This is a genomic window from Pseudomonas sp. 18175 (genome assembly GCF_050432925.1).
In the GTDB taxonomy this organism is placed as follows: Bacteria; Pseudomonadota; Gammaproteobacteria; order Pseudomonadales; family Pseudomonadaceae; genus Aquipseudomonas.
Map to the genome: position 1 here is coordinate 192,455 of NZ_JBKFTO010000005.1, position 23,194 is coordinate 215,648.

Genomic DNA, 23,194 nt, shown 5'->3' on the forward strand with positions numbered 1-23,194 from the left:
TCAATCCTCCCGCGTCAGCACTTCCAACAATTCAATCTCAAAGCGCAGATTGCTGTTGGGCTTGATATGCGCGCCCATCGAGCGCTCGCCATACGCCAGGTGCGCGGGCACGAACAGCGTGCGCACACCCCCCACCTGCATGCCCATCAGGCCCTGGTCCCAGCCTTTGATCACCCGGCCCGTGCCGATCACGCATTGGAAAGGCTTACCTCGTTCCCAAGAGGAGTCGAACACGGTGCCGTCCTCCAGGGTGCCGGTGTATTGGGTGGTGATCAGGGCGCCCTTGACCACGGTTTTACCGTCGCCCAAGCGAATGTCGGTGACCTGCAGTTCGTCGTTGCTCATGAGGATTCCCATTGGATGCGCAAAGGCTGGGGTTTTCTCAAAAGCGTGGGTATTTGGCAAGCCTTGGCGCTATCAACCTTGGCCAGAGGCGTGGCAAGTCGCAGCCTGGTGCATCTGCACTATCCTGAGCCCCAGGTGTCGTACTCCCATGCGCCCCTGCCCCGGAGACCCTATGACCCAGGACGTACTTGCCAAGGAAACCAACCGCCGCCAACTGCAGCAGATCATCTCCGGGTTGTCCGACGGCGTGATCCTGGCCGAGGTCGATCAAACCCTGCTGTGGGCCAATGAGGCCGCCCTGGCCATGCATGGCGTTGGCGATGTGATGGGGCTGGGGGCCAATGGGCAGCAATACGCCGAGCGCTTCGCCCTGCGCTATCGCAACAACCACCCTGTATTGCCAGAAAACTACCCCCTGGCCCGAGCCGCATTGGGTGATGAATTCAGCGATGTGGTGGTGGAAGTCACCCCCACCGCCGGCCAGGACAGAACCTGGGTACACCGCCTGCGCAGCCTGGTGATCACCGACTCCAAGGGCGAACCGGAGCTGTTGGTGCTGATCCTCAGTGACGCCACCGAATGGGCCAGCGCCGAGCAGCGCTTCGAGAAAACCTTCAACGCCAACCCCGCACCCGCCGTCATCTGCCGCCTGAGCGACCTGCGTTACATCAAGGTCAACCAAGGCTTTTTGGAGATGACCGGCTACAACCGCGATCAGGTCATCGGTAAATCCGTCTACGAGTTGGATGTGCTGGAACAAGCCGAGCGCAAGGACCTGGCCATCCAGCGCCTGGGCGAAGGCGCGACCATCCCGCAGATGCAAGCTGAACTGCGGCTGCCTGCAGGCGGCAGCAAACTGGTGATCGTCGCCGGCCAGCCGCTGGACATGAACGAGGAGGATTGCATGCTGTTTTCCTTCATGGACCTGGAACCGCGCCGCAAGGCCGAAATTGCCCTGCGCCAGAGTGAGGAGCGCTTCGCCAAGTCGTTCCGTCTGACGCCCGTGCCCACCCTGGTATGCAGCGCCGACAACCGCCAGGTGGTGGACATCAACGAAGCCTTTATGAGCATCACCGGCTATATCAGTGAAGAGCTGATCGGCAAATCCATCGAGGACATCGACTTTATCGACAGCCCCAAGGCGGGCGCGCTGTTGTTCGCCACCCTGGAAAAAGCTGGCAACCTCGACGGCCAGGATCTCAAGGTGCGCAAGAAAGGTAACGAGGTAATCGACTGCGTGGTGTCCGCCGACACCGTGATCATCCAGGACGTGCCCTGCTACTTGCTGGTACTGATGAACATCACCGAACGCAAACGCTCGGAGCTGGAGCTGGTGGCCGCCATCGAGGAGGTGATGCAGGACGCCTCTTGGTTCAGCCAGACCCTGATCGAGAAACTGGCCAACGCCAAGAGCGTCAACAGCCCCAACCTGCCCAACGTGGCCTTCACCGATCTCACTGCTCGCGAACGCGATGTGCTGGGCCTGATCTGCGAAGGGCTGGCCGACAAAGAGATCGCCTCGCGCCTGAAACTGGCACCCAACACCGTGCGCAACCATGTGGCCACGGTGTATTCCAAGCTGGGGGTGCACAGCCGCAGTGCGGCCATCGTCTGGGCCCGTGAACGCGGGCTGTTTGCCGGGGAACTGCGCCTCAAGAAATAGCCGCTGAAAGTGCAAATGCACTAGGGCGGCTAGTGCGAATTCGCCTTATGACAGCGCAAGGCAAGCCATAACCTTCAAGACATCACACCTATGCCCTGAAGGAACCCGCATGTTTACCCTCGCCCAACTGCGAAATTGCATCGAAGAAGGCCTGACGCCGCTGACATGTGAGTTCACCCTGTGCCGGGACGCGTCCCTGACCCTCAAAGTCTTCGACGCGCAGACCGGCCGGGTTGATCTGGTGGTCACCGGGATCAGCACCAACCGGCTGCAGACTCCGCAAGAAGTGGAAAAGATGGTGGAAGAATTGCGCTACGAACTGCAAAGCAACAACGTCGGCAAACTCACGCTGGATGACTGGCCTTCAACGACGCCCCTATGAAATAGAACACCCCGCCTCCGACGATAAACGCACCCAACATGTAAAACATGTAGTGGGCTGGCAGGCTCGCCAGCACCAGCCCGCATAACACCGGCCCCAGGGCGGCGCCGAGGTTGGACAGGTTTTGCGCCCCGTAATACATACCGCGCAGGTGGTCCGGGGCGATGCGGTCGATAAACATGTACTCGGCCGGAAACACAATGATCTCCCCCACCGTGAACACCGCCATCGCCAACACCCACCACAGCACGCTGGTGGACAGTGCAAACCCCACCAACCCGAGCATGAACATGCCCAGGCCGGCGATCAGCCATTGGCCCAGGTAGCGGTGGGAAATGCGTCGGCCGATTACGTACTGCAAGGCGATGACCAGCACGGCGTTGGTGGTCAGCACGGCGCTGACCACGGTGTAGGTGTAGTCGGCGGTGGTGGTGGTCACCAGGTATTGCGACAGCCACGCCGTGAACTGGCCGAACACCACCGCACTGAGCACGCCGCCAAGGGTGAAGCACACCAGGCGATGATCCTTGAGCAACACACGCCCGACCGCAAGAAACGGCACCGGCTTTTGCGTGGTGTCCACGGTGGTCAAGGTCCGATCGCCCCAACGCCAGTACAGCAGGAAAAACCCTACCCCCAACAGCGCCGACAACATGAACGGCAGGCTGATATCCAGCTTGGCCACCATCGCCCCAAAGAACGGGCCCACGGCGTAACCGATATTGGTCAGGGTGTACTTGATGGAAAACACTTCACTGCGCGCATCTTCGGGCAGCAGGCTGGCAAAACCGGCCTTTACCGCGATATCGATCACGGCATACGCCAGGTTGATCAGGATCAGGCAGCTATAGAATGCCCAGATATTCTGCGCGAGCACCGTGCCGAGAAAACCCAATGCAAACAATATCGTCAGGCCAAGCAGCAAGCGGTAGCTGTTGATGCGGTCCACCAGAAAGCCGCCGTACACGCTGAGCAAGGAACCCACGATCAGCGAACTGCCGATCACCAGGCCGACCTGGGTGATGTCCAGGGCAAAGTGACGGGTGAGGTAGATAACGAGGTAGGGAAACGTGATCGCCTTGGCCAGCGTCAGCAACAGCGTGGCAGACAGCAACAGGTTCACGGTGCGGGGGTAGTTTCTTATTGTGGCAAGCATCCTGCTCTCTTTCTTCTAAGGTAACGCGGCCTTTATAGCCGGTTACCTTAACCCAGGAACAGGGGTAGAACACGGGTCATTTCTTGACGGGGGTGATCTCAAGGATGGTGCCGTTGGTGGTCTTGAGCAGCACGAACTTATCGCCGACCCGCGACCATTGGCTGTCGGCCTCAGGTTGCTTGAGGCCGCGTTTTTTCCAATCGCTGACAGCCGACTCCTTGCGCATCAGGATATCCGGGGCGCGGTCGCCTTCTTTCAAGTCACGGGTGTTGATGTTCGAAGGTTGCACAGTTTCCTGGGGCGTATCCCCGGCCTGCACGACAAAGCTGGCGGTGGATAGGCTGGTGGCGAGCAACAGGCTGGCGATCACGGCGTTGGATTTCATGGGTGCTCCTTCAATGAGTGGTGCTTACCCAAGTTCCGACCGCTACCACACACGATCATTCAATCAAACCTCTGTGGCGAGGGAGCTTGCTCCCGCTGGGGTGCGCAGCAGCCCCAAAAAGCCCTCACCGAGAAATACCTGAAAACCTCAGCGTATGAGTTGGGGCCGCTTCGCAGCCCAGCGGGAGCAAGCTCCCTCGCCACACAGTCTTCACCTTCACCCAATCTACCCATTGCCCACATGAAATAATTCCTGTAATTTTTCATGAAATTATTCGACATAAATTTCATGACACCCCAAGAAGAGCTCGCCACCCTCGCCGCGCTGATCCACGACCTGCGCAAGCACAAGAGGCTCACCCTCGCCCAGCTCGCGCAAAAGGTTGAACGTTCGGTGGGTTTCCTGTCCCAAGTCGAGCGCGGCCTGTCGCGGCCGACCGTGGCAGACCTTACCGCCATCAGCCACGCCCTCAACGTACCCACCACCTACTTCTACAGCCAGCCCAAACCCAAGGCGGTGGATTGGATTACCCGTCCCAATGAGCGGCGCACGGTGTACTACGCCAATGGCATCACCGACATCCTCGTCTCGCCGAGCATGAGCGGCGCCTTCTCGATGCTCGACAGCCTGTTGGCCCCCGGTGCCAACAGCGGTGAACACACCATGAGCGACCGCGCCGAACAGGCCGGTTTTGTGCTGGAAGGCGAGCTGACGCTATGGGTGGAAGGTGAACCCGAGTCAGTCACCCTCCTCCCAGGCGACAGCTTCCACCTGGCCAGCTTTGCCCATTGCCGCTACGCCAACCTGACTGACCTGCCCACCCGCATGCTGTGGGTTTACAACTAGGAGCTGCACCCGTGAAAAGCCATCCCGCCTCTCTATTGGCCGAAGTCCGGAGCTTTCGTCAGAACCACCCCGACGTGCGTTACGTCGACCTGATTGCCCTGGACATTCCCGGGCATTTCTACGGCAAGCGCTACCCGGTGGAGATGCTGGAAAAGGTCGCCGCCGGCAGCCCATTGAAGCTGCCGCAGAACGCGGTGCTGCTGGGCGTCCAGGGTGGGTTGTTCAAAATCGGCGACTATTGCTTCAACGACGGCGACCCGGACGCCAACCGGCGCCTGGTGCCGGGCACGCTCAAGCCGGTGAGCTGGGAGTCCCAGCCGCTGGGGCAGATGCTGATCACCTCGGATGGCACCGAAGCGCCCATCGAATTCGAACCCCGCGAAGTGCTGGTCAAGGTGCTGGAGCGCCTGCACCACAAGGGCATCCACCCGGTGGTGGCGTTTGAGCTGGAGTTCTACCTGTTCGACAAGAAACTCGAAGGCGGCTTGCCGCAATTCGCCCGCGACCCGCTGAGCGATGACGCCGATGACCAGCCCAACCTGCATATCGAACGCCTGTCGCGGTTCAGCGAGGTACTGGACGACATGGCCCAGACCGCCAAAGACCAAGGCATCGACATCACAGTGATCACCGCCGAGATCGGCCCCGGTCAGTTCGAAATCAACTTCGGTCACCTCGACGACGGCCTGCGCGCCGCCGACTGGGCCGCCCTGTTCTGCCGCAGCACCCGTGGCGTGGCGCTCAAGCACGGTTACCGCGCTAGCTTCATGGCCAAGCCCTACCTGCAATACCCCGGCAGCGGCATGCATGTGCATGTCAGTCTGTATGACGGTGCCGGCAATAACCTGCTGGCGGCACACCAGCAACAACCGCTGCGCCACGCCGTGGCCGGTTGCCTGGAATTGCTGCCCCACTGCATGCCGATTTTTTCGCCGAACCATAACGCCTTCCGCCGCCTGGGCAGCACGGTCAACGCCGCCACCCGCGCCAGCTGGGGCTTTGAAGATCGCGACGCGTGCGTGCGCATCCCTGAGTCCGACCCGCGCAACCTGCGCATCGAGCACCGCCTGGCCAGTGCCGATGCCAACCCGTACCTGGTGCTGGCGGCGATCCTCGTCGGCTTGGAGCACGGCCTTGAAGCCAAGCGCGAACCCATCGCCCCGCTGAACGAGGACCGCACCAGCGGCACCGATTTCCCCGTGGAAATGCTCGACGCGGTGCGCGCCATGCAGCATCAACCGGTATTGCGCGATAAGCTGGGCGCCGAATTTATCGATGTGTACTGCGAGAACAAACGCCAGGATCACTTGGCATTCCAGCAAGAGATCCACGCGCGGGAATATCGCTGGTTTCTCTAACTTCCAAGGATTCACCGATGACCGACCAAAGCGCCCCGGCCCTCAAGGAAATCTTCAACGTCGAACGCCTGCGGCACATCGCCACCGAGATGACGGCGGTGTACCCGGCATTCGACGCCAAAGCGTTCCTCAAGCATGCCACGGCGGGGCTTGCCGAGTTGTCGGTGATGCAGCGCATGGCACGGGTCAGCGAGAGCCTGCACGCCGTGATCCCGCTGGATTACCCGCACACCCTCAAATTGCTGTACGCCCTGGCGCCGCGCTTGAACAGCGCGTTTGTGAGCCTGTTTCTGCCGCACTTCGTTGCCAGCTATGGCCTGGGGGATTTCAAGCGTTCCATGGACGCGCTCAAGTATTTCACCACCTTCGGCTCTGCCGAATTCGGCATCCGCCACTTTATGCTGCACGACTTCCAACGCACCCTGGCGGTAATGCAAACCTGGTCACTGGACAGCAATGACCACGTACGCCGCCTCGCCAGCGAAGGCTCGCGACCGCGCTTGCCGTGGTCGTTTCGCCTGGCCGAGGTACAGGCCAACCCCGAGCTGTGCGCTACGATTCTCGACAACCTCAAGGCCGACCCCAGCCTGTATGTGCGCAAGTCGGTGGCCAACCACCTCAACGACATCACCAAAGACCACCCGGACTGGGTGCTCACGCTTATCGAAGGCTGGTCCCTGGACAACCCCCACACCGCCTGGATCGCCCGCCATGCCTTGCGCAGCCTGATCAAACAAGGCAACCCCCGTGCCCTCACGCTCATGGGCGCCGGGGCCAAGGCCGAGGTTAAGCTTCACGGGTTAAACGTGACGCCAGCAGTGATCAACCTGGGGGAACGGATCGAGCTGTCATTCAGCCTGGAATCCACCGCCAACACCGCGCAAAAACTGGTGGTGGATTACGCCATCGACTATGTGAAAAGTGCAGGGCACAGTGCGAAAAAGGTGTTCAAGCTCAAGGCGTTTACCCTGAAGGCCGGGGAACACCACAGCCTCAAACGCGAGCAGCATATTCGCGAGTTGACCACGCGCAAGCACTACCCGGGGCGGCATGTGGTGCATGTGTTGGTGAATGGGGAAAAGCTGGGCAGTGCGGAATTCGAACTACGGGCCTGACACGATCCACTGCCCCTGCACAGACCCCATGTGGGAGCGGGGGGGGGGGGGGGGGGGGGGGGGGGGGGGGGGNGGTGCATGTGTTGGTGAATGGGGAAAAGCTGGGCAGTGCGGAATTCGAACTACGGGCCTGACACGATCCACTGCCCCTGCACAGACCCCATGTGGGAGCGGGCTTGCTCGCGAATGCGGCGTGTCAGTCGCCACATGCATTGACTGAACCACCGCATTCGCGAGCAAGCCCGCTCCCACAGTTCTAAGCCGGTTTCGTCAGAGAGGTTTCGCCCAGCAATAGGCCTTGCTCCCGCGCACACAGTTCCACCACGTAATCCCATAGCACTCTGAGCCGCACCGACTTGTGCAACTCCCTGCGCGAGCTGATCCAATAGCTGCGCATAATCCCCTCCCCCGGCAACAGCGCCACCAAATCCGGATCGCCAGCTGCCATAAAGCACGGCAACACCGCGATCCCCAGCCCCGAGCGTGCCGCCTGGTGCTGGGCGATCACGCTGGTGCTGTGGAACACCACCTTGGGGTTGCGGCAGAAGCTGCTGAGGAATTTCAGCTCCTGGCTGAACAGCAAGTCGTCGACGTAATCGATCCACGCATGGGCGGCGAGGTCTTCGCGTTTTTCGATCGGTGGGGTGCGCTCCAGGTAGGCGCGACTGGCGTAGAGTGCCAGGCGGTAGTCGGTGAGTTTGCGCGTGACCAGTTGATCGACGCTGGGGCGTTCCAGGTGGATGCTGATTTCCGCTTCGCGGTTAAGGATGCTGACAAAGCGCGGTACGGCGACCAGTTCCACTTCCAAGCCTGGATAGCGCTCGAACAGCCCGCCCATGCGGCTGGCGAGAAACATAACGCCCAGGCCTTCGGCCACGCCGAGGCGGATCTTGCCCAGGGGCGCGGCGGAGTGGGTCAGTTCGTCTTCGGCCAACAGTGCGACGTTTTCCATGGCTTCGGCGTGCTTGAGCAAGGCTTCGCCAGCAGGGGTCAGTTCGTAGCCCTGGGCGTGCTGCACGAACAACGCGGTGCCCAGGCTTTTCTCGATGGCCTCGATATGCCGGGCGACGGTGGCATGGGTGGTTTTCAGGCGTTGCGCGGCGGTCAGCAGGCGGCCGCTGCGTTGCAACTCCAGAAAGTAGCGCAGGTCATTCCAGTCGAACATGACACCTCCCTATGTGTGTGCTGCAGCCTTGCTGTTTAAAAACGCACAGCAGCTGGGTAAAAACTAACATTTTTAAGACGAAAACTAACAACTAGGATGGAGGCAATAAGAAAAACAAGCGAGACCTTCAGATGCCCATTGCAACTGCTGAATACGATTACATCGTCGTAGGCGCCGGCCCCGCGGGCTGCCTGCTGGCCAATCGACTGTCCGCCAACCCCGCCCACCGCGTACTGCTGCTCGAAGCCGGTGGCCGCGACAATTACCCCTGGATCCACATCCCTGTCGGCTACCTGTTCTGCATCGGCAACCCGCGCACCGACTGGTGCTTCAAAACCGAAGCCCAGCAAGGCCTGCAAGGCCGTGCGCTGAGTTATCCACGAGGCAAGGTGCTGGGCGGTTGCTCGTCGATCAACGGCATGATCTACATGCGCGGCCAAGCCCGGGATTACGACGGTTGGGCGGCAGAGGGCAATGAAGGCTGGGCGTGGAGCGATGTGTTGCCCCTGTTCAAAAAGAGCGAAAACCACTTTGCTGGCAGCTCCGAGTCCCACGGCGATGGCGGCGAATGGCGCGTCGAGCAACAACGCCTGCACTGGCCGATTCTCGATGCATTCCGTGATGCGGCAGCCCAGAGCGGCATTGCCAACATCAATGATTTCAACGGCGGCGATAACGAAGGCTGCGGCTACTTCCAGGTCAACCAGAAGGCCGGTGTACGCTGGAACGCGGCCAAGGCGTTTCTCAAGCCGATCCGCCAGCGCCCCAACCTCACGGTACTGACCGAAGTGGACGTGGACCGCGTACTGCTGGAAAACGGTCGTGCCTCCCAGGTAGTCGGGCGCCAGCACGGCCAGCAAGTGAGCTGGAAGGCGCGCCAGGAAATCGTCCTGTGTGCCGGCTCCGTGGGCTCGCCGGGGATCCTGCAACGGTCGGGCATTGGCCCGTCCAACGTGCTCAAGCCGCTGGGCATCAATGTGCTGCATGAACTGCCGGGCGTGGGCGGCAACCTGCAGGACCACCTGCAATTGCGGCTGATCTACAAGCTGGAAAACGCCCGTACCCTCAACCAGATCGCCGGCTCCGTGTGGGGCAAGATGGGCATGGGCCTGCGCTACCTGTACGACCGCAGCGGCCCGCTGTCGATGGCGCCCAGCCAGCTTGGCGCGTTTGCCCGCTCCAGTCCGGAACAAACTTCGGCCAACCTTGAATACCACGTACAACCTCTGTCGCTTGAGCGTTTCGGCGAGCCGCTGCACGCGTTCCCAGCGTTTACCGCGTCGGTCTGCGACCTGCGCCCGCAAAGCCGTGGCCGGGTGGATATCCGCTCGGCCAACCCGGCAGATGCCCCCCTTATCCAGCCCAATTACCTCAGCCATCCGGAAGATCTGCGCGTGGCCGCTGATGCCATCCGCCTGACGCGACGCATTGTTGCCGCGCCCGCCCTGAGCCAGTTCAACCCGGTGGAATACCTGCCAGGCGCGTCCTTGCAAACCGAAGACGAACTGCACGAAGCCGCTGCCCGCATCGGCACGACCATCTTCCACCCGGTGGGTACCTGCCGCATGGGCAGCGATAAAGACGCTGTGGTCGACGCCCAACTGCGGGTACACGGCGTGCCCGGCCTGCGTATTGCCGATGCGTCGGTGATGCCGCGCATTACGTCCGGCAACACCTGTTCGCCTACGCTGATGATCGCGGAGAAAGCCGCGCAGCTGATTCTTTCGCCGAATACTGTAGGAGCGAGCTTGCTCGCGAAAAACGCAAAGGCGCCGCATTCATCCAGGCATCCCGCGTAATCGTTGACGATTTTCGCGAGCAAGCTCGCTCCTACAAGCACGTTGTAGAAATAGCGGCGCCGCACCTGGCGCCGACAGTGGAACAACAATAAATAATCACTGTGAGGGCTACCCGATGTCAGAACATGCTCAACCCTTGGGCTCGGTCATAGACGCGAGCGCCAGCAACGACTCGAAGAAAGTCATCTTCGCCTCCTCCCTGGGGACGGTGTTCGAGTGGTATGACTTTTTCCTCTACGGCGCCCTGGCGGCGGTCATCAGCAAGCAATTCTTTGCCGGGGTCAACGACACCACGGCGTTTATCTTCGCGTTGATGGCCTTTGCCGCAGGCTTTGTGGTGCGACCGTTCGGCGCGCTGGTGTTCGGCCGCCTGGGGGACATGATCGGGCGCAAGTACACCTTTCTGGTCACGATCATCCTGATGGGCGTGGCGACGTTTTGCGTGGGGCTGTTGCCCACCTACGCCAGCATCGGCATCGCGGCGCCGATCACTCTGATCGTACTGCGCATGCTGCAAGGCTTGGCCTTGGGCGGTGAGTATGGCGGCGCGGCGACCTACGTGGCCGAACACGCGCCTGCCGGCAAGCGCGGCTTCCACACCAGTTGGATTCAATCCACCGCGACCCTCGGCTTGCTGCTGTCGCTGTTGGTGGTGCTGGCTTGCCGCTACTTCACCGGTGACCAGTTCGAAGTGTGGGGCTGGCGCATTCCCTTCCTGTTTTCCATCGTGCTGCTGGGCATCTCGACCTGGATCCGCATGAGCCTGCACGAGTCGCCGGCCTTCTTGAAAATGAAAGAGGAAGGCAAGGCTAGCAAGTCGCCGATCCGTGATTCGTTCGGCAAGTGGGAAAACCTCAAGGTGGTGTTGATCGCACTGTTCAGCATCAACGGCGGGCAAGCGGTGACCTTCTATGCCGCGCAGTTTTATGTGCTGTTCTTCCTCACCCAGTTCCTGAAAATGGACCCGGCCCTGGCCAACATGTTGCTGATCATCAGCGTGGTGATTGGCGCGCCGTTCTTTATCTTCTTTGGCTGGCTGTCGGACAAGGTCGGGCGCAAGCCGGTGCTGATGCTCGGCCTGCTGCTGGCCACGGTGCTGTACTTCCCGATCTTCAAGAGCCTGGCGCACTACACCAACCCGGCAATGGATCAGGCCAGCACCCAGGCGCCGATCACCGTGTTGGCCGACCCGGCCACCTGCACCTTCCAGTTCGACCCGGTGGGCAAGGCGAAATTTGACAGCCCGTGCGACAAGGTCAAGACCTTCCTGGTCAAGCAGGGCCTGCCCTACAGCAGCGCCGCCGCTCCAGCGGGCAGCCCGGTGCAGGTCAGCGTCGGCGAAGTGCGTATCGACGGCTTTGACGAAAAGGCCCTGCGCGGCGCCGTGACCCTGGCCGGCTACCCAAGCTCAGCCGATGTGGCGCAAGTGAATAAAACCATGGTGGTAGTGCTGATCGTGGCGCTGATCCTGATTGCGGCCATGTGCTACGGGCCGTTGGCGGCGCTGATGGTGGAGTTGTTCCCGACGCGCATCCGCTATACCTCCATGTCCCTGCCCTACCACATCGGTAACGGCTGGTTTGGCGGGTTCCTGCCGACCGTGTCGTTTGCGTTGGTGGTGTACACCGGGGATATCTTCTATGGCTTGTGGTACCCGGTGGTGGTGACGGGGGTGAGCTTGGTTGTGGGGATGATTTGCCTCAAAGAGACCCGTCACGTCGATATCGATAACAACTAACCCAATCTCCTGAACACAGGAGATCCCCTGTGGGAGGGGGCTTGCTGTGGTGAGCGGGCTTGCCCGCGCTGGGCTGCGAAGCAGCCCCATTGGATCTCCAGTGGACCCGTCGGGGGACAAGCCCCCTCACCACAGCAAGCCCCCTCCCACACTTGCTTTGTGGTGCCCACACAAATTGCTGTATATCCATCCAGATAAAGGTTGATCAAATCCCTGCTTTTGCCCATGCTGCCCCCCATTCAACTGTGTAACGAATGGGCTGACCATGCGGCTGTACCTCTGTGAAAAACCCTCCCAGGCCAAGGATATCGCGGCCGTACTCGGCGCCAGTCGCCGGGGCGACGGCTGTTGGTTGGGCAATGGGGTCACAGTCACCTGGTGCATCGGCCACCTGCTGGAAACCGCCCCGCCCGACGCCTACGACGAAAAGTACAAACGCTGGGTGCTGGCCGACCTGCCCATCGTCCCGGAAAAATGGAAGATGCGCGTCAAGCCCAAGACCGCCAGCCAGTTCAAGGCAGTCAAGCGTCTACTGGGGGAAGCCCAGGAACTGGTGATCGCCACCGACGCCGACCGCGAAGGCGAGATGATCGCTCGGGAGTTAGTGGAACATTGCCGTTATCGCGGGCCGATCCAGCGTTTGTGGCTTTCGGCGTTGGACGACGCCTCCATTCGCAAAGCCCTGGCCGCCCTCAAGCCCGGTGCCGAAACCTTTAGCCTGTACCACTCGGCCCTGGGCCGCTCCCGCGCCGACTGGCTGATCGGCATGAACATGAGCCGCCTGTTTACCTTGCTCGGGCGCCAATCCGGTTACCAAGGTGTGCTGCCGGTGGGCCGGGTGCAAACACCCACGTTGCGCCTGGTGGTGGACCGCGACCGCAGTATTGCCGACTTCGTGCCGGTGGCGTACTGGGCCATCGACGTGGACCTGCGCCACGAACGCATGACCTTCACCGCCCAATGGCGCGCCGCCGAAGATGCCTGCGACGACCAGGGCCGTTGCCTCAACCCGCAACTGGCCCAAGACGCCGCCGATGCCATGCGCAATGCCGCCAGCGCACGGCTGGTAAAGCTACGCACCGAACGCATGCGCGAAGTGGCGCCCCTGCCCTTCGACCTGGGCACTCTGCAAGAGATCTGCTCCAAGAAACTCGGCCTCGGCGCCCAGGAAACCCTGGATATTGCGCAATCCCTCTACGAAACCCACAAAGCCATCACCTACCCACGCAGCGATTGCGGCTACTTGCCAGTGAGCCAGCACAGCGACGCGCCGAAGATCCTCGCCGCGTTGGGCCGTGCCGATACGGCGGTAAACGAGCTGATGCCGCATATCGACCCCCAGCGCCGCTCGCGGGCATGGAACGACGCCAAGGTCAGTGCCCACCACGGCATCATCCCCACCGGCGCCGGCAAGGATGTAGGGCAACTCACTGGCAAGCACCGTGCGGTCTATACCCTGATTCGCGCCCGTTACCTGGCGCAGTTCCTGCCCAACCATGAATATGATCGCACCCAGGCGGATTTCGACTGTGCGGGGCAAGCGCTACGTGCGGTGGGCAAAGTGGTGATCGAACCCGGTTGGAAGCGCGCCCTGCCCGAAGCCCTGGCGCCGGCCAAAGGGCGTGAGGCGCCTGCACCGCAAGCCTTGCCTACATTGGCCCAGGGCCAGGATTACGCGGTGGCCAAGGTCAACCTCAAAGACCTATGGACCCAACCGCCCAAACCCTTTACCGAAGGCGACTTGATCAAGGCAATGAAAAACGTCGCCAAGCTGGTAGAAGACCCACTGCTCAAGCAAAAGCTCAAGGACACCACCGGCATCGGCACTGAAGCCACCCGCGCCGGGATTATCCAGGGCTTGCTCGACCGGGGTTACCTGGTAAAAAACGGCAAGGTCCTGTCGGCCACACCGGCGGCGTTCAGCCTGATCGACGCCGTGCCCCGTGCCATCGCCGACCCCGGCACCACCGCCATCTGGGAGCAAGCGCTGGACATGGTGCAAAGCGGCGAAATGAGCCTGGAAGAATTCGTCGCCAAACAGGCGGCCTGGATGAGCAAGCAAGTGGCACGTTGCAATGGCATGCGCATGACCATCACAGGCCCGGCAGGCCCCGGTGCCACCCCATGGAAAAAGAAACGCAAGAGCGCACCCCGCAAGACAACCGCCAGCCCCAAACGCGCCAAAAAGCCGACAAAAGTGGGGTAACGGTCGAAAAAATCCGGCGAATGACGTTTTTCGACGAGTTTAACGCCGCTTTGGACCTTGCCCCGGCGCAGGCCGTCTAGGATTCTTAAGGGGACCTTGACTACCTAATAACAACACCGGAGTGGCCGCCATGAAAACCGTCGCACAAGTGCTCAAAGCCAAGGACCAAAAGAATCAGGAAGTCCATGTCATCAAACACGACCACACCGTGTTTGAAGCGCTGGTCCGCATGTCGGAGAAAAACGTCGGGGCGTTGCCGGTCGTCCGAGATGGCGTAGTGGTAGGCATCATCAGCGAACGCGACTACGCACGTAAGATCATGCTCAAGGGGCTGTCGTCGGTCACGACAAAGGTCCACGAGGTGATGAGCTCGCCGGTGATCACCGTCGATAGCCACAAGAAAGTCGATGAGTGCATGAACATCATGACCGACAGTCACCTGCGCCACCTACCCGTGGTCGAAGACGGCAAACTGCTAGGCCTGCTGTCCATCGGCGACTTGGTGAAGGAAGCCATTGCCGACCAGGCGGACCTGATCAAACAGTTGGAGCAATACATCCGCGGCGAATAGGGGAACCAATGCTCGACAGCCTGGAACATCAGGAAGACCACCTCGGTACCCTGTACCGGGCGATGGCTGAACGACGCTTGCTGGTGTTGACCGGTGCGGGGATCAGCACGTCATCGGGCATACCCGACTACCGCGACAGCGACGGCGTACGCCGGGGCAAGGCGCCGATGATGTACCAGGAGTTCCTCGCCACCCCGCAGGCCCGCCGGCGTTATTGGGCCAGGGCGATGCTGGGGTGGCCGAGGGTTCGCGTGGCCCAGCCGAACCCGGCTCACCTGGCGCTGGCCACTTTGCAGCAACGCCAGCGCATCAGTGGGCTGATCACGCAGAACGTAGACACCCTGCATGACCAAGCCGGAAGCCACGACGTGATCGAACTGCACGGCAGCCTGCACCGGGTGCTGTGCCTGGATTGCCAACAGCGCAGCGAGCGCGACGTGATCCAACGGCTGATGGAAGCCCAGAATCCTTACCTGGCCGGCGTCGATGCCATTCAGGCTCCCGATGGCGACACCCTGCTCGACCCCGCATTTGAAGAACGCTTCCAGGCGCCCCACTGCCCCCACTGCAATGGCCAACGGTTGAAACCGGATGTGGTGTTCTTTGGCGAGAACGTCGCCCAAGCCACGGCGGCCAAGGCGATGACCGCAGTGGAACAGGCCGAAGGATTGCTGGTGGTGGGGTCGTCGCTGATGGCTTATTCAGCGTTTAGGCTGTGCAAGGCAATGGTGGAGCAAGGCAAGCCGGTGATTGCCATCAACCTGGGCAAGACGCGGGGGGATGAGTTGTTGCAGGTGAAGATCGAGGCGTCTTGCGAGACGTTGTTGCCCTTACTCGCTGAACGCCTGAAATAGAACAAACACCACAAACCAAAATGTGGGAGCTGGCTTGCCTGCGATAGCAGTGTGTCAGTCAGCAAGCGTGTAGCTGACACTCCGCTATCGCAGGCAAGCCAGCTCCCACAGGGTTTAGCGGTAGATCCCCTCTCTACGCACAACGACCCACCCCTCCAAAAAATGACGCTCAAGTCACCTTTTCCCGCATCCCCCCGTGTCCACGGCAAATTATGTAGTGACTAAAAATAATCACTACATAACCGTTGACGTAACCTTTTTGTCCTTGCATTATCGAGACGTCTCCCGGATCGGGAGCGTCAGCAACAAGTGTTTTGAACAAGCTCGTCTGACCGCCGAGCTGTTTTTTCCGGATGTGCACTGCCCACAAGGCAGATTGATGAAGCTGACCGGCCCGCAAGGATCGGTACAAGGAGCTCAAACGCTGCTTGTCTTCGTTATGAAACCATTGCGTAGCAGTTCATCAGCAAGACTACATGCATCAGGTTCAAGACCCTGCCCGTATTCGGCAGACAGTCGCTGACGCCCGGTTTTCGGAACCGGAGACAACTTAATAGTTAACGAATCAATTGATAGATCGCCAACTGGTCAAGGGGCTTACACATGAATCTGAACAACCAACCCACTATCGATGAATTGGCTGAGATGTTCGCAGCGCAGAAAGACACACTCGACGACCATATCCTTTGGGTGGGCAAATCGGGCGAAGTCCAAATTGACTGCCTGGCGCCCCATACCGAAGAAGCCGAGTTTGACCGCAATAACCGTGAACTGGCGGCGCGCCTGAAGATGTACCGCCGTGGCCAGGGTTATGTCGGCAAGAAAGCTGCGGCTGATCGCAACTTTATCGAACAAGTTTTCGACACCCTTAACAATGCCTGGGCGTCTTTCAAAGACAGCTCGCAAGTTAAAGTCGTCGACCGTTACTACTAAGTAACGCTCAACTTAAATGGGCGCTGGTTTACCAGCGCCCATTTTTATTTTCAACACCGTCAAAACGTTGGAAACCTGCCCTTCCCCGCTTCATCGCGAAAAATATCAAACAGCACTTGCGCCGCCGCCGACAGCTCATGCCCTGGTTTGGTCAACACCCCAATCGGACGCTCGATCACCGGGTCGCGCAACGTAATGCAATGCGCCCCCGCCTCTTCCATCTGCCGCGCGCATAACGCAGGCACAGCGCTAACCCCCAGGCCATTGGCAACCATCTTGCCCACCGTCGCCAACTGATGGCTTTCCAGCGCTACCGGCAGCTTCATCTGCAACGCGCCCAAGTGTTCTTCCAGCATCACCCGCACCGTAGACGGCCTTTGCAACGTTATGAACGGTTGCTCCAACAGGGTTTTCCAGTCGATCTCGGCACAGGCTGCCAACGGCGAATCACCGGGCACTACGGCGATAAAACGATCCAGGTACAGCGGTGTGAACGCCAACGACGAACCTTCCGATGGCTCGAACGCCACGCCCAATTCCACCTGGCGGTCTCGCACCATCTCCAGCACCTGCTCGTTGATCAGGTCATGCACGGTCACATTCACCTGGGGGTAACGTGCGCGGAATATCTTCAGGATCGGTGGCAACAGGTTTCCAGCAAACGAGGGCATCGCCGCTACCGTCACCCGCCCACGTTGCAGGGTAAAGCGTTGGCGCAGTTCGTCTTCGGCATTGTCCCAGTCCGCGATCAAGCGCCGGGCCAGCGGCAACAGGGATTCACCTTCAGGGGTCAGGGCAACGTTACGGGTATTACGGCTGAACAGGCGCCCGCCCAAGCCTTCTTCCAGGCCTTTGATGGTCAGGCTCAACGCCGACTGGGAAAGGTGCAAGCGCTCGCAGGCGGCGGCAAAACTCAAGGACTGGGCCACGGCGAGAAAGGCGCGCATCTGTTTAACGGTCATGAGGCTACTCCGAGCGGCTGGGCGACTATGCTGTTTTCTAAATCAATCAACCTAAAAAAACAACTTAACAAATCAATCTGTCGGCGCAACACTCGGCTCACTGGCTGGACCACAAACAATAAAAGAGGTGCATATGGCAGGTTTCGACAAACGCGTGGCGTCCTATGAAGAAGCGCTGGCAGGTCTGGAAGACGGCATGACCGTGCTCTCCGGTGGTTTTGGCCTGTGCGGCATTCCAGAAAACCTCATCGCCGAGATCAAGCGCAAAGGCACCCGCGACCTGACGGTGGTTTCCAACAACTGCGGCGTCGACGGTTTTGGCCTGGGCGTGCTGCTGGAAGAAAAGCAGATCAGCAAGGTGATCGCCTCCTACGTCGGTGAAAACGCCCTGTTCGAGAAGCAGCTGCTCAGCGGCGAAATCGAAGTGGTACTGACCCCCCAAGGCACCCTGGCAGAAAAAATGCGCGCAGGCGGCGCTGGCATCCCGGCCTTCTTCACCGCCACCGGCGTCGGCACGCCCGTGGCCGAAGGCAAGGAAACCCGCGAATTCAATGGTCGCCCGTACCTGATGGAAGAATCCATCACCGGCGACTTCGCCATCGTCAAAGGCTGGAAAGCCGACCACTTCGGCAACGTGATCTACCGCCACACCGCCCAGAACTTCAACCCACTGGCCGCCACCGCTGGCAAGATCACCGTGGTCGAAGTCGAGGAAATCGTCGAACCGGGCGAGCTGGACCCGGCGCAGATCCACACCCCTGGCATCTACGTCGACCGGATCATCTGCGGCACGTTCGAGAAGCGCATCGAACAGCGCACCGTGCGCAAATAATCCGCCTCCAGCCCGAACAATAAGAGGAAACACACATGGCGCTTACCCGCGAACAAATGGCTCAACGCGTCGCCCGCGAAATGCAGGACGGTTTCTACGTCAACCTCGGCATCGGCATCCCGACCCTGGTGGCCAACTACATCCCCGAAGGCATTGAAGTGATGCTGCAATCGGAAAACGGCCTGCTGGGCATGGGACCGTTTCCTACCGAAGAAACCATTGATGCCGACATGATCAACGCCGGCAAGCAGACGGTCACCGCACGCGTCGGCGCGTCGATCTTCTCCTCCGCCGAGTCCTTCGCGATGATTCGCGGCGGCCACGTCGACCTCACCGTGCTGGGCGCGTTTGAAGTGGATGTGCAAGGCAACATCGCGTCGTGGATGATCCCCGGCAAGTTGGTCAAGGGCATGGGCGGCGCCATGGACCTGGTGGCGGGTGCGGAAAACATCATCGTGATCATGACCCACGCCTCCAAGGACGGTGAGTCCAAGTTGCTCAGCCAATGCAGCCTGCCGCTGACCGGCGCCAACTGCATCAAGCGTGTCTTGACCGACCTTGCGTACCTGGAAATCGAAAATGGCGCTTTTGTCCTCAAGGAACGCGCACCTGGCGTCAGCGTTGAAGAGATTGTGAGCAAGACCGCCGGTAAACTGATCGTCCCGGACCACGTTCCAGAAATGCACTTCCAGTGAGGACAGATTCCATGCAAGACGTCGTGATTGTTGCTGCCACCCGCACCGCCGTGGGCAGCTTCCAGGGTTCGCTGGCGAATATCCCGGCACCGGAACTGGGCGCCGCCGTGATCCGCCGCCTGCTGGAGCAGACCGGCCTGGACCCGGCCCAAGTCGATGAAGTGATCCTCGGCCAAGTGCTCACCGCAGGCAGCGGCCAGAACCCGGCGCGCCAGGCCTCGATCCTCGCAGGCCTGCCCCACGCGGTGCCAAGCCTGACCCTCAACAAGGTCTGCGGCTCCGGCCTCAAGGCCCTGCATCTGGGCGCCCAAGCCATCCGTTGTGGCGACGCCGAGGTAATCATCGCCGGCGGCATGGAAAACATGAGCCTGGCCCCCTACGTACTGCCCGCCGCGCGCACCGGTTTGCGCATGGGCCACGCCAAGATGGTCGACAGCATGATCACCGATGGACTGTGGGATGCGTTCAACGACTACCACATGGGTATCACCGCCGAGAACCTGGTGGACAAATACGGCATCAGCCGTGAAGCCCAGGACGCGTTCGCCGCCGCCTCCCAGCAAAAAGCCGCTGCGGCCATTGAAGCCGGGCGCTTTGCCGACGAGATCACCCCAATCCTGATCCCCCAGCGCAAAGGCGACCCGGTGGCCTTCGCCGTGGACGAGCAGCCCCGCGCCGGCACCACCGCCGAGTCCCTGGGCAAGCTCAAGCCCGCGTTCAAGAAAGACGGCAGCGTCACTGCCGGCAACGCCTCCAGCCTCAATGACGGCGCCGCTGCGGTGCTGCTGATGAGCGCCGACAAAGCCAAATCCCTCGGCCTGCCGGTGCTGGCGCGCATCGCCAGCTATGCGAATGCTGGCGTGGACCCTGCGATCATGGGTATCGGCCCGGTCTCGGCCACCCGCCGCTGCCTGGACAAAGCCGGTTGGAGCCTGGGCGACCTGGACCTGATCGAAGCCAACGAAGCCTTCGCCGCGCAAGCCTTGGCGGTGGGCAAGGAGCTGGAGTGGGACGCGGAGAAAGTCAACGTCAACGGCGGCGCCATTGCCATCGGCCACCCGATCGGCGCCTCAGGCTGCCGTGTGCTGGTGACCTTGCTGCACGAGATGATCAAGCGTGATGCCAAGAAAGGCCTGGCCACGTTGTGTATCGGTGGCGGCCAAGGGGTGGCGCTGGCCCTCGAACGCAGCTGATCAAACGAGCAACATTGAAAAGGCCCGGTTCCACGAAAACCGGGCCTTTTCTTTATGCAGGCTTTCTGAAAAAACACAGTTCAAATGTGGGAGCGGGCTTGCTCGCGAATGCGGTGTGTCAGATATGAATCTGGTGACTGACACACCGCATTCGCGAGCAAGCCCGCTCCCACATTTGAACTGTGTTTTTTCAGAAAGCCTGCAGAAAGAAAAGGCCCGGTTTTCGTGGAACCGGGCCTTTTCCTTATGCAGGCTTTCTGAAAAAACACAGTTCAAATGTGGGGGCGGGCTTGCTCGCGAATGCGGTGTGTCAGATATGAATCTGGTGACTGACACACCGCATTCGCGAGCAAGCCCGCTCCCACATTTTGATCTTCATTGCCTGTCAAATTGCGGCACCGCAAACACCGCATTCGCCCGCGCCACCACCTTCTCCCCCACCTGCAAACTCACCGTGGCAAACGCCATCTGCCGCCCGCGCTTGTGATGTTCCAACCGCACCACGATCCACTCCCCCACCTGCACAGCGCCCAGATAGTCCAAGGTCATGCTCGCAGTGATCAACGGCAACGGTGGCTCACTGGAAAACGCCATTGCATAGCCCATGCCGATATCCGCCAGGGTCGCCAACACCCCGCCATGTACCGTGCCACGCCCATTAGCATGACGGTTATCGGCACGCAGGCCGATCTCCAGTTGCAGCCCCTCACCTCGGCAATACGCCGGACCCAGCAGATCTAGCAACGGGCTGCTGCGGGGCAGTGAAACAAAACCTTCGGGGACAGCGATCATGGCGAGTTCTTCCTTGGAGTCAGGCCTGAGGTGTACTCCAGCCCGTCTGCGCCAACCATCACCATCAACCACGCAAATCCTGCACGATGCTTTGCGTTAATCCGCCAGACCCGCTTTAATCGCCGTCCAAAATTCCCCGCACCTCCCAAGGAACCGCAATGCGCCATCTGGACGGCAAAGCCACACCCCTCATTTTGATCTTGCTCGCAGGCCTGACCCTCGCCGGTTGTTCGCCCAAGGACCACTCTCGAGCACGGGTGATCAACGGCGAACAAAGCCGTGTCGGCGCACAACTGGCCTATGAACATGAACTGACCCTGGCCCTGCCCGGCGCCCTGCTGGCACCGCGTATGCAGGCCACCCGCGAAGCCTGCGAGACTGCGCGCTTTGGCGCCTGCAACATTCTGGGCATCACCGAAGACGGCAACGGTGGCGAGATCATCCTGCGCATCGCGCCTACCGGGGTAGAGCCGATGGTGGCGATGGCCGCCGAAGGAGGCAAGCTCGGCCAGCGCATCACCACCGCCGAAGACCTCGCCGACGCCGTCGCTGACGTGCGCCGCCGCCAGGACCGTCTGCAAGCCCAGCAACACCGCTTGGATGAATTGTCCAAACGCAAGGACATCACCGTTAGCGACCTGATCGCCTTGAGCAAGGAGCAAGCCAGCATCGAAAACGAGTTGCAGGAACTGGCGCAGATCGCCGCCAACCAACAACGCCGTCTCGACACCAACCGCGTGACCCTGAACTTCCGCTCCTCCGACGGTGCAAACCAACCGTCGCGGTTCAGCCGCATGTTCAGCAACCTGGGTGACAACCTGGTGAACGGCACCGCCGACGCCCTGGAGCGGTCCAGCTATGTGCTGCCGTTTGTGATCCTGGCATTTCCCGTGGTGTGGTTGTGGGTGTGGCTGTGGCGCCGATTTATTGTGGTGAGCGGGCTTGCCCCGCGCCGGGCTGCGAAGCAGTCCAAGAGTGACACCTGATATCACCCTTTAAACTTTTTGGGGCTGCTGCGCTGCCCAGCGCGGGGCAAGCCCGCTCACCACAACCACCGTCAGCGCTTCATGCAGCGCTGGTAGCGCTCATCCACCCGCTTGGCAAACCACGCCGTGGTGAGGTTGCGGGTGATCTTTGGACTCTTGAGCACGATGCCCGGCAGGATCGCCCGTGGCATCGGCTTGCCGGCGGCCGTATCGGCCAGGGCGAACACACGCTTGTAGAGGGTGGTCTCGTCAAAGTCCAACTGCTGGCCCTGCTCCAACTGGCTGCGGATGCTGGGGTTGCGCATATCCAGCTTCGCCCCCAGTGAACGCACCGCCAACTCGGTGGTGCCCGGCAACAACGAGCCGTAGCGAATCAAATCTCCGTCCAATGCCAGCTCTTTGCCTGAGGCGCGACTGACCGCTGCCTGGAACGCTGCGTTGCGGCTGGCGTACCAACCGGCATTGAAGTCGGCAAAGCGGTACAGCGGCTGGTCGTAGTTGACCGGGTAGCCGAGCAAATGGGCGATGCCGAAATACATACCGCCGCGCCGGGTGAAGACTTCACGTCGGATGCTGCCGTCCACCGTGTAGGGATATCCCCGTGCCTGTTTCTGCGCAAAATCGATGCTGACTTGCATGGGCCCCGCAGTGTGCACCGGGTTAAAACCGCCAAACAAGGTATTGCCCAAGGGCACCATGCTGATGAAGTCGTCGAAGATGCCGCTCAGGTCCTTCTCTGTGCGTGCGGCGTTCAGGCGTTCTGCGTAGGTTTTGCCGGTGGGCGAGCGCAATTGCAGGGTGGTGCGCACCACCACCGCAGGCACATACACCTTGGCGGCGCGGCGCAGCATTTCGTCCTGGGCGATCTTGCCCATGTTCGGCACGGGCGGGTCGACCTGGTAGGTGGATTCTTGCTCGGTCACGGCCAGTACGGCGCAGATATTTTCGCTGCTGGGGTAGATTTTCTGGGTGTCGAAGGCGGTGTAGATGTCCTGTGCCCAGCCGTTGCGGTCGGCCACTGTTGCTGGCAACAGGCGCACGATCTGCGCCTTCACCTCGGCCTCGCTACGTTCCGGTTGTTGCGGACCGCGTGGGGTGGAACAACCGGCCAGCACCAACATGGGGGTGAGGCACAGGATCAGGCGGCGCAGGGGCATATGGTTTCCTTGGACGGCAACGGGCCGGGCATTGCTGATATGGACCGATAAGTCTAACCGG

Annotated in this window: 22 protein-coding genes; 15 read left to right on the plus strand and 7 right to left on the minus strand. The window is 60.8% G+C overall.

The window, feature by feature from the left end; genetic code table 11:
- Positions 1-345, minus strand: a complete 345-nt coding sequence (locus ACLD1Y_RS09040) for an FKBP-type peptidyl-prolyl cis-trans isomerase (RefSeq protein ID WP_429477381.1) — start codon at positions 343-345, stop codon at positions 1-3.
- A gap of 172 nt (positions 346-517) precedes the next feature.
- Between ACLD1Y_RS09040 and ACLD1Y_RS09045 the strand changes: the two genes are divergently transcribed.
- Both ACLD1Y_RS09045 and ACLD1Y_RS09050 read left to right on the plus strand, forming a co-directional pair.
- Positions 518-2,008, plus strand: a complete 1,491-nt coding sequence (locus tag ACLD1Y_RS09045) for a PAS domain S-box protein (protein WP_429477382.1) — start codon at positions 518-520, stop codon at positions 2,006-2,008.
- 109 nt (positions 2,009-2,117) lie between these two features.
- On the plus strand, positions 2,118-2,390 hold the full coding sequence (locus ACLD1Y_RS09050; RefSeq protein WP_429477384.1) for a DUF1652 domain-containing protein: 273 nt from the start codon (positions 2,118-2,120) through the stop codon (positions 2,388-2,390).
- On the opposite strand, the gene ACLD1Y_RS09055 is transcribed toward ACLD1Y_RS09050, so the two are convergent.
- Together ACLD1Y_RS09055 and ACLD1Y_RS09060 are read right to left on the minus strand one after the other, a co-directional pair.
- Positions 2,353-3,546, minus strand: coding sequence for an MFS transporter (locus ACLD1Y_RS09055; RefSeq protein ID WP_429477386.1), 1,194 nt, complete (start codon positions 3,544-3,546; stop codon positions 2,353-2,355). The two genes, ACLD1Y_RS09050 and ACLD1Y_RS09055, sit on opposite strands and share 38 nt — an antisense overlap.
- Before the next feature lie 76 nt (positions 3,547-3,622).
- Positions 3,623-3,931, minus strand: coding sequence for an RcnB family protein (locus tag ACLD1Y_RS09060; RefSeq protein ID WP_429477387.1), 309 nt, complete (start codon positions 3,929-3,931; stop codon positions 3,623-3,625).
- A 288-nt stretch (positions 3,932-4,219) separates the two neighbouring features.
- Here ACLD1Y_RS09060 and ACLD1Y_RS09065 point away from each other — a divergent pair, with 288 nt between their 5' ends.
- From ACLD1Y_RS09065 to ACLD1Y_RS09075, 3 genes are read left to right on the plus strand one after another with little or no spacing between them, the layout of a single operon-like run.
- A complete protein-coding gene (locus tag ACLD1Y_RS09065; protein ID WP_429477389.1) occupies positions 4,220-4,777 on the plus strand; it encodes a helix-turn-helix domain-containing protein in 558 nt (185 codons plus the stop codon).
- An 11-nt stretch (positions 4,778-4,788) separates the two neighbouring features.
- On the plus strand, positions 4,789-6,135 hold the full coding sequence (locus ACLD1Y_RS09070) for a glutamine synthetase family protein (RefSeq protein ID WP_429477391.1): 1,347 nt from the start codon (positions 4,789-4,791) through the stop codon (positions 6,133-6,135).
- Between the two features lie 17 nt (positions 6,136-6,152).
- Entirely contained in the window at positions 6,153-7,250 is a 1,098-nt protein-coding gene (locus ACLD1Y_RS09075; RefSeq protein ID WP_429477393.1) for a DNA alkylation repair protein, read from the plus strand.
- Between the two features lie 256 nt (positions 7,251-7,506).
- Here ACLD1Y_RS09075 and ACLD1Y_RS09080 read toward each other — a convergent pair whose 3' ends face one another.
- Complete coding sequence (locus ACLD1Y_RS09080) at positions 7,507-8,415, minus strand: LysR family transcriptional regulator (RefSeq protein WP_429477395.1); 909 nt, start codon at positions 8,413-8,415, stop codon at positions 7,507-7,509.
- A 131-nt stretch (positions 8,416-8,546) separates the two neighbouring features.
- Between ACLD1Y_RS09080 and ACLD1Y_RS09085 the strand changes: the two genes are divergently transcribed.
- From ACLD1Y_RS09085 to ACLD1Y_RS09110, 6 genes are all read left to right on the plus strand, one after another.
- The gene (locus ACLD1Y_RS09085; protein ID WP_429477397.1) at positions 8,547-10,214 is read left to right on the plus strand and encodes a GMC family oxidoreductase; all 1,668 of its coding nucleotides are present in this window, start codon (positions 8,547-8,549) and stop codon (positions 10,212-10,214) included.
- A 115-nt stretch (positions 10,215-10,329) separates the two neighbouring features.
- The gene (locus ACLD1Y_RS09090) at positions 10,330-11,952 is read left to right on the plus strand and encodes an MFS transporter (RefSeq protein ID WP_429477399.1); all 1,623 of its coding nucleotides are present in this window, start codon (positions 10,330-10,332) and stop codon (positions 11,950-11,952) included.
- A 265-nt stretch (positions 11,953-12,217) separates the two neighbouring features.
- Entirely contained in the window at positions 12,218-14,158 is a 1,941-nt protein-coding gene (locus ACLD1Y_RS09095; protein WP_429477401.1) for a DNA topoisomerase III, read from the plus strand.
- Between the two features lie 130 nt (positions 14,159-14,288).
- Positions 14,289-14,729, plus strand: a complete 441-nt coding sequence (locus ACLD1Y_RS09100; protein ID WP_429477403.1) for a CBS domain-containing protein — start codon at positions 14,289-14,291, stop codon at positions 14,727-14,729.
- An 8-nt stretch (positions 14,730-14,737) separates the two neighbouring features.
- Positions 14,738-15,583 (plus strand): NAD-dependent protein deacetylase, encoded by an 846-nt coding sequence (locus ACLD1Y_RS09105; protein ID WP_429477405.1) that lies wholly within the window; start codon positions 14,738-14,740, stop codon positions 15,581-15,583.
- Between the two features lie 603 nt (positions 15,584-16,186).
- Positions 16,187-16,516 (plus strand): hypothetical protein, encoded by a 330-nt coding sequence (locus ACLD1Y_RS09110; RefSeq protein ID WP_122488242.1) that lies wholly within the window; start codon positions 16,187-16,189, stop codon positions 16,514-16,516.
- Between the two features lie 59 nt (positions 16,517-16,575).
- Here the strand turns inward: ACLD1Y_RS09110 and ACLD1Y_RS09115 are convergent, their stop codons facing one another.
- A complete protein-coding gene (locus ACLD1Y_RS09115; RefSeq protein WP_429477407.1) occupies positions 16,576-17,478 on the minus strand; it encodes a LysR family transcriptional regulator in 903 nt (300 codons plus the stop codon).
- 133 nt (positions 17,479-17,611) lie between these two features.
- On the opposite strand from ACLD1Y_RS09115, the gene ACLD1Y_RS09120 reads away from it, so the two are divergent.
- From ACLD1Y_RS09120 to ACLD1Y_RS09130, 3 genes are read left to right on the plus strand one after another with little or no spacing between them, the layout of a single operon-like run.
- Positions 17,612-18,310: a CoA transferase subunit A gene (locus ACLD1Y_RS09120; protein WP_010211319.1), complete on the plus strand. Its 699-nt coding sequence runs from the start codon at positions 17,612-17,614 to the stop codon at positions 18,308-18,310.
- A 35-nt stretch (positions 18,311-18,345) separates the two neighbouring features.
- The gene (locus tag ACLD1Y_RS09125; RefSeq protein WP_429477410.1) at positions 18,346-19,005 is read left to right on the plus strand and encodes a CoA transferase subunit B; all 660 of its coding nucleotides are present in this window, start codon (positions 18,346-18,348) and stop codon (positions 19,003-19,005) included.
- An 11-nt stretch (positions 19,006-19,016) separates the two neighbouring features.
- On the plus strand, positions 19,017-20,198 hold the full coding sequence (locus ACLD1Y_RS09130; RefSeq protein ID WP_429477412.1) for an acetyl-CoA C-acetyltransferase: 1,182 nt from the start codon (positions 19,017-19,019) through the stop codon (positions 20,196-20,198).
- A 375-nt stretch (positions 20,199-20,573) separates the two neighbouring features.
- On the opposite strand, the gene ACLD1Y_RS09135 is transcribed toward ACLD1Y_RS09130, so the two are convergent.
- Complete coding sequence (locus tag ACLD1Y_RS09135) at positions 20,574-20,990, minus strand: PaaI family thioesterase (protein ID WP_429477414.1); 417 nt, start codon at positions 20,988-20,990, stop codon at positions 20,574-20,576.
- A gap of 158 nt (positions 20,991-21,148) precedes the next feature.
- On the opposite strand from ACLD1Y_RS09135, the gene ACLD1Y_RS09140 reads away from it, so the two are divergent.
- Positions 21,149-21,976 carry a DUF4349 domain-containing protein gene (locus ACLD1Y_RS09140; RefSeq protein ID WP_429477416.1) on the plus strand — a complete coding sequence of 276 codons (828 nt, stop codon included), beginning with the start codon at positions 21,149-21,151 and terminating at the stop codon, positions 21,974-21,976.
- A gap of 71 nt (positions 21,977-22,047) precedes the next feature.
- Here the strand turns inward: ACLD1Y_RS09140 and ACLD1Y_RS09145 are convergent, their stop codons facing one another.
- A complete protein-coding gene (locus tag ACLD1Y_RS09145) occupies positions 22,048-23,133 on the minus strand; it encodes a DUF1615 domain-containing protein (RefSeq protein WP_429477418.1) in 1,086 nt (361 codons plus the stop codon).
- Positions 23,134-23,194 lie beyond the last annotated feature (61 nt).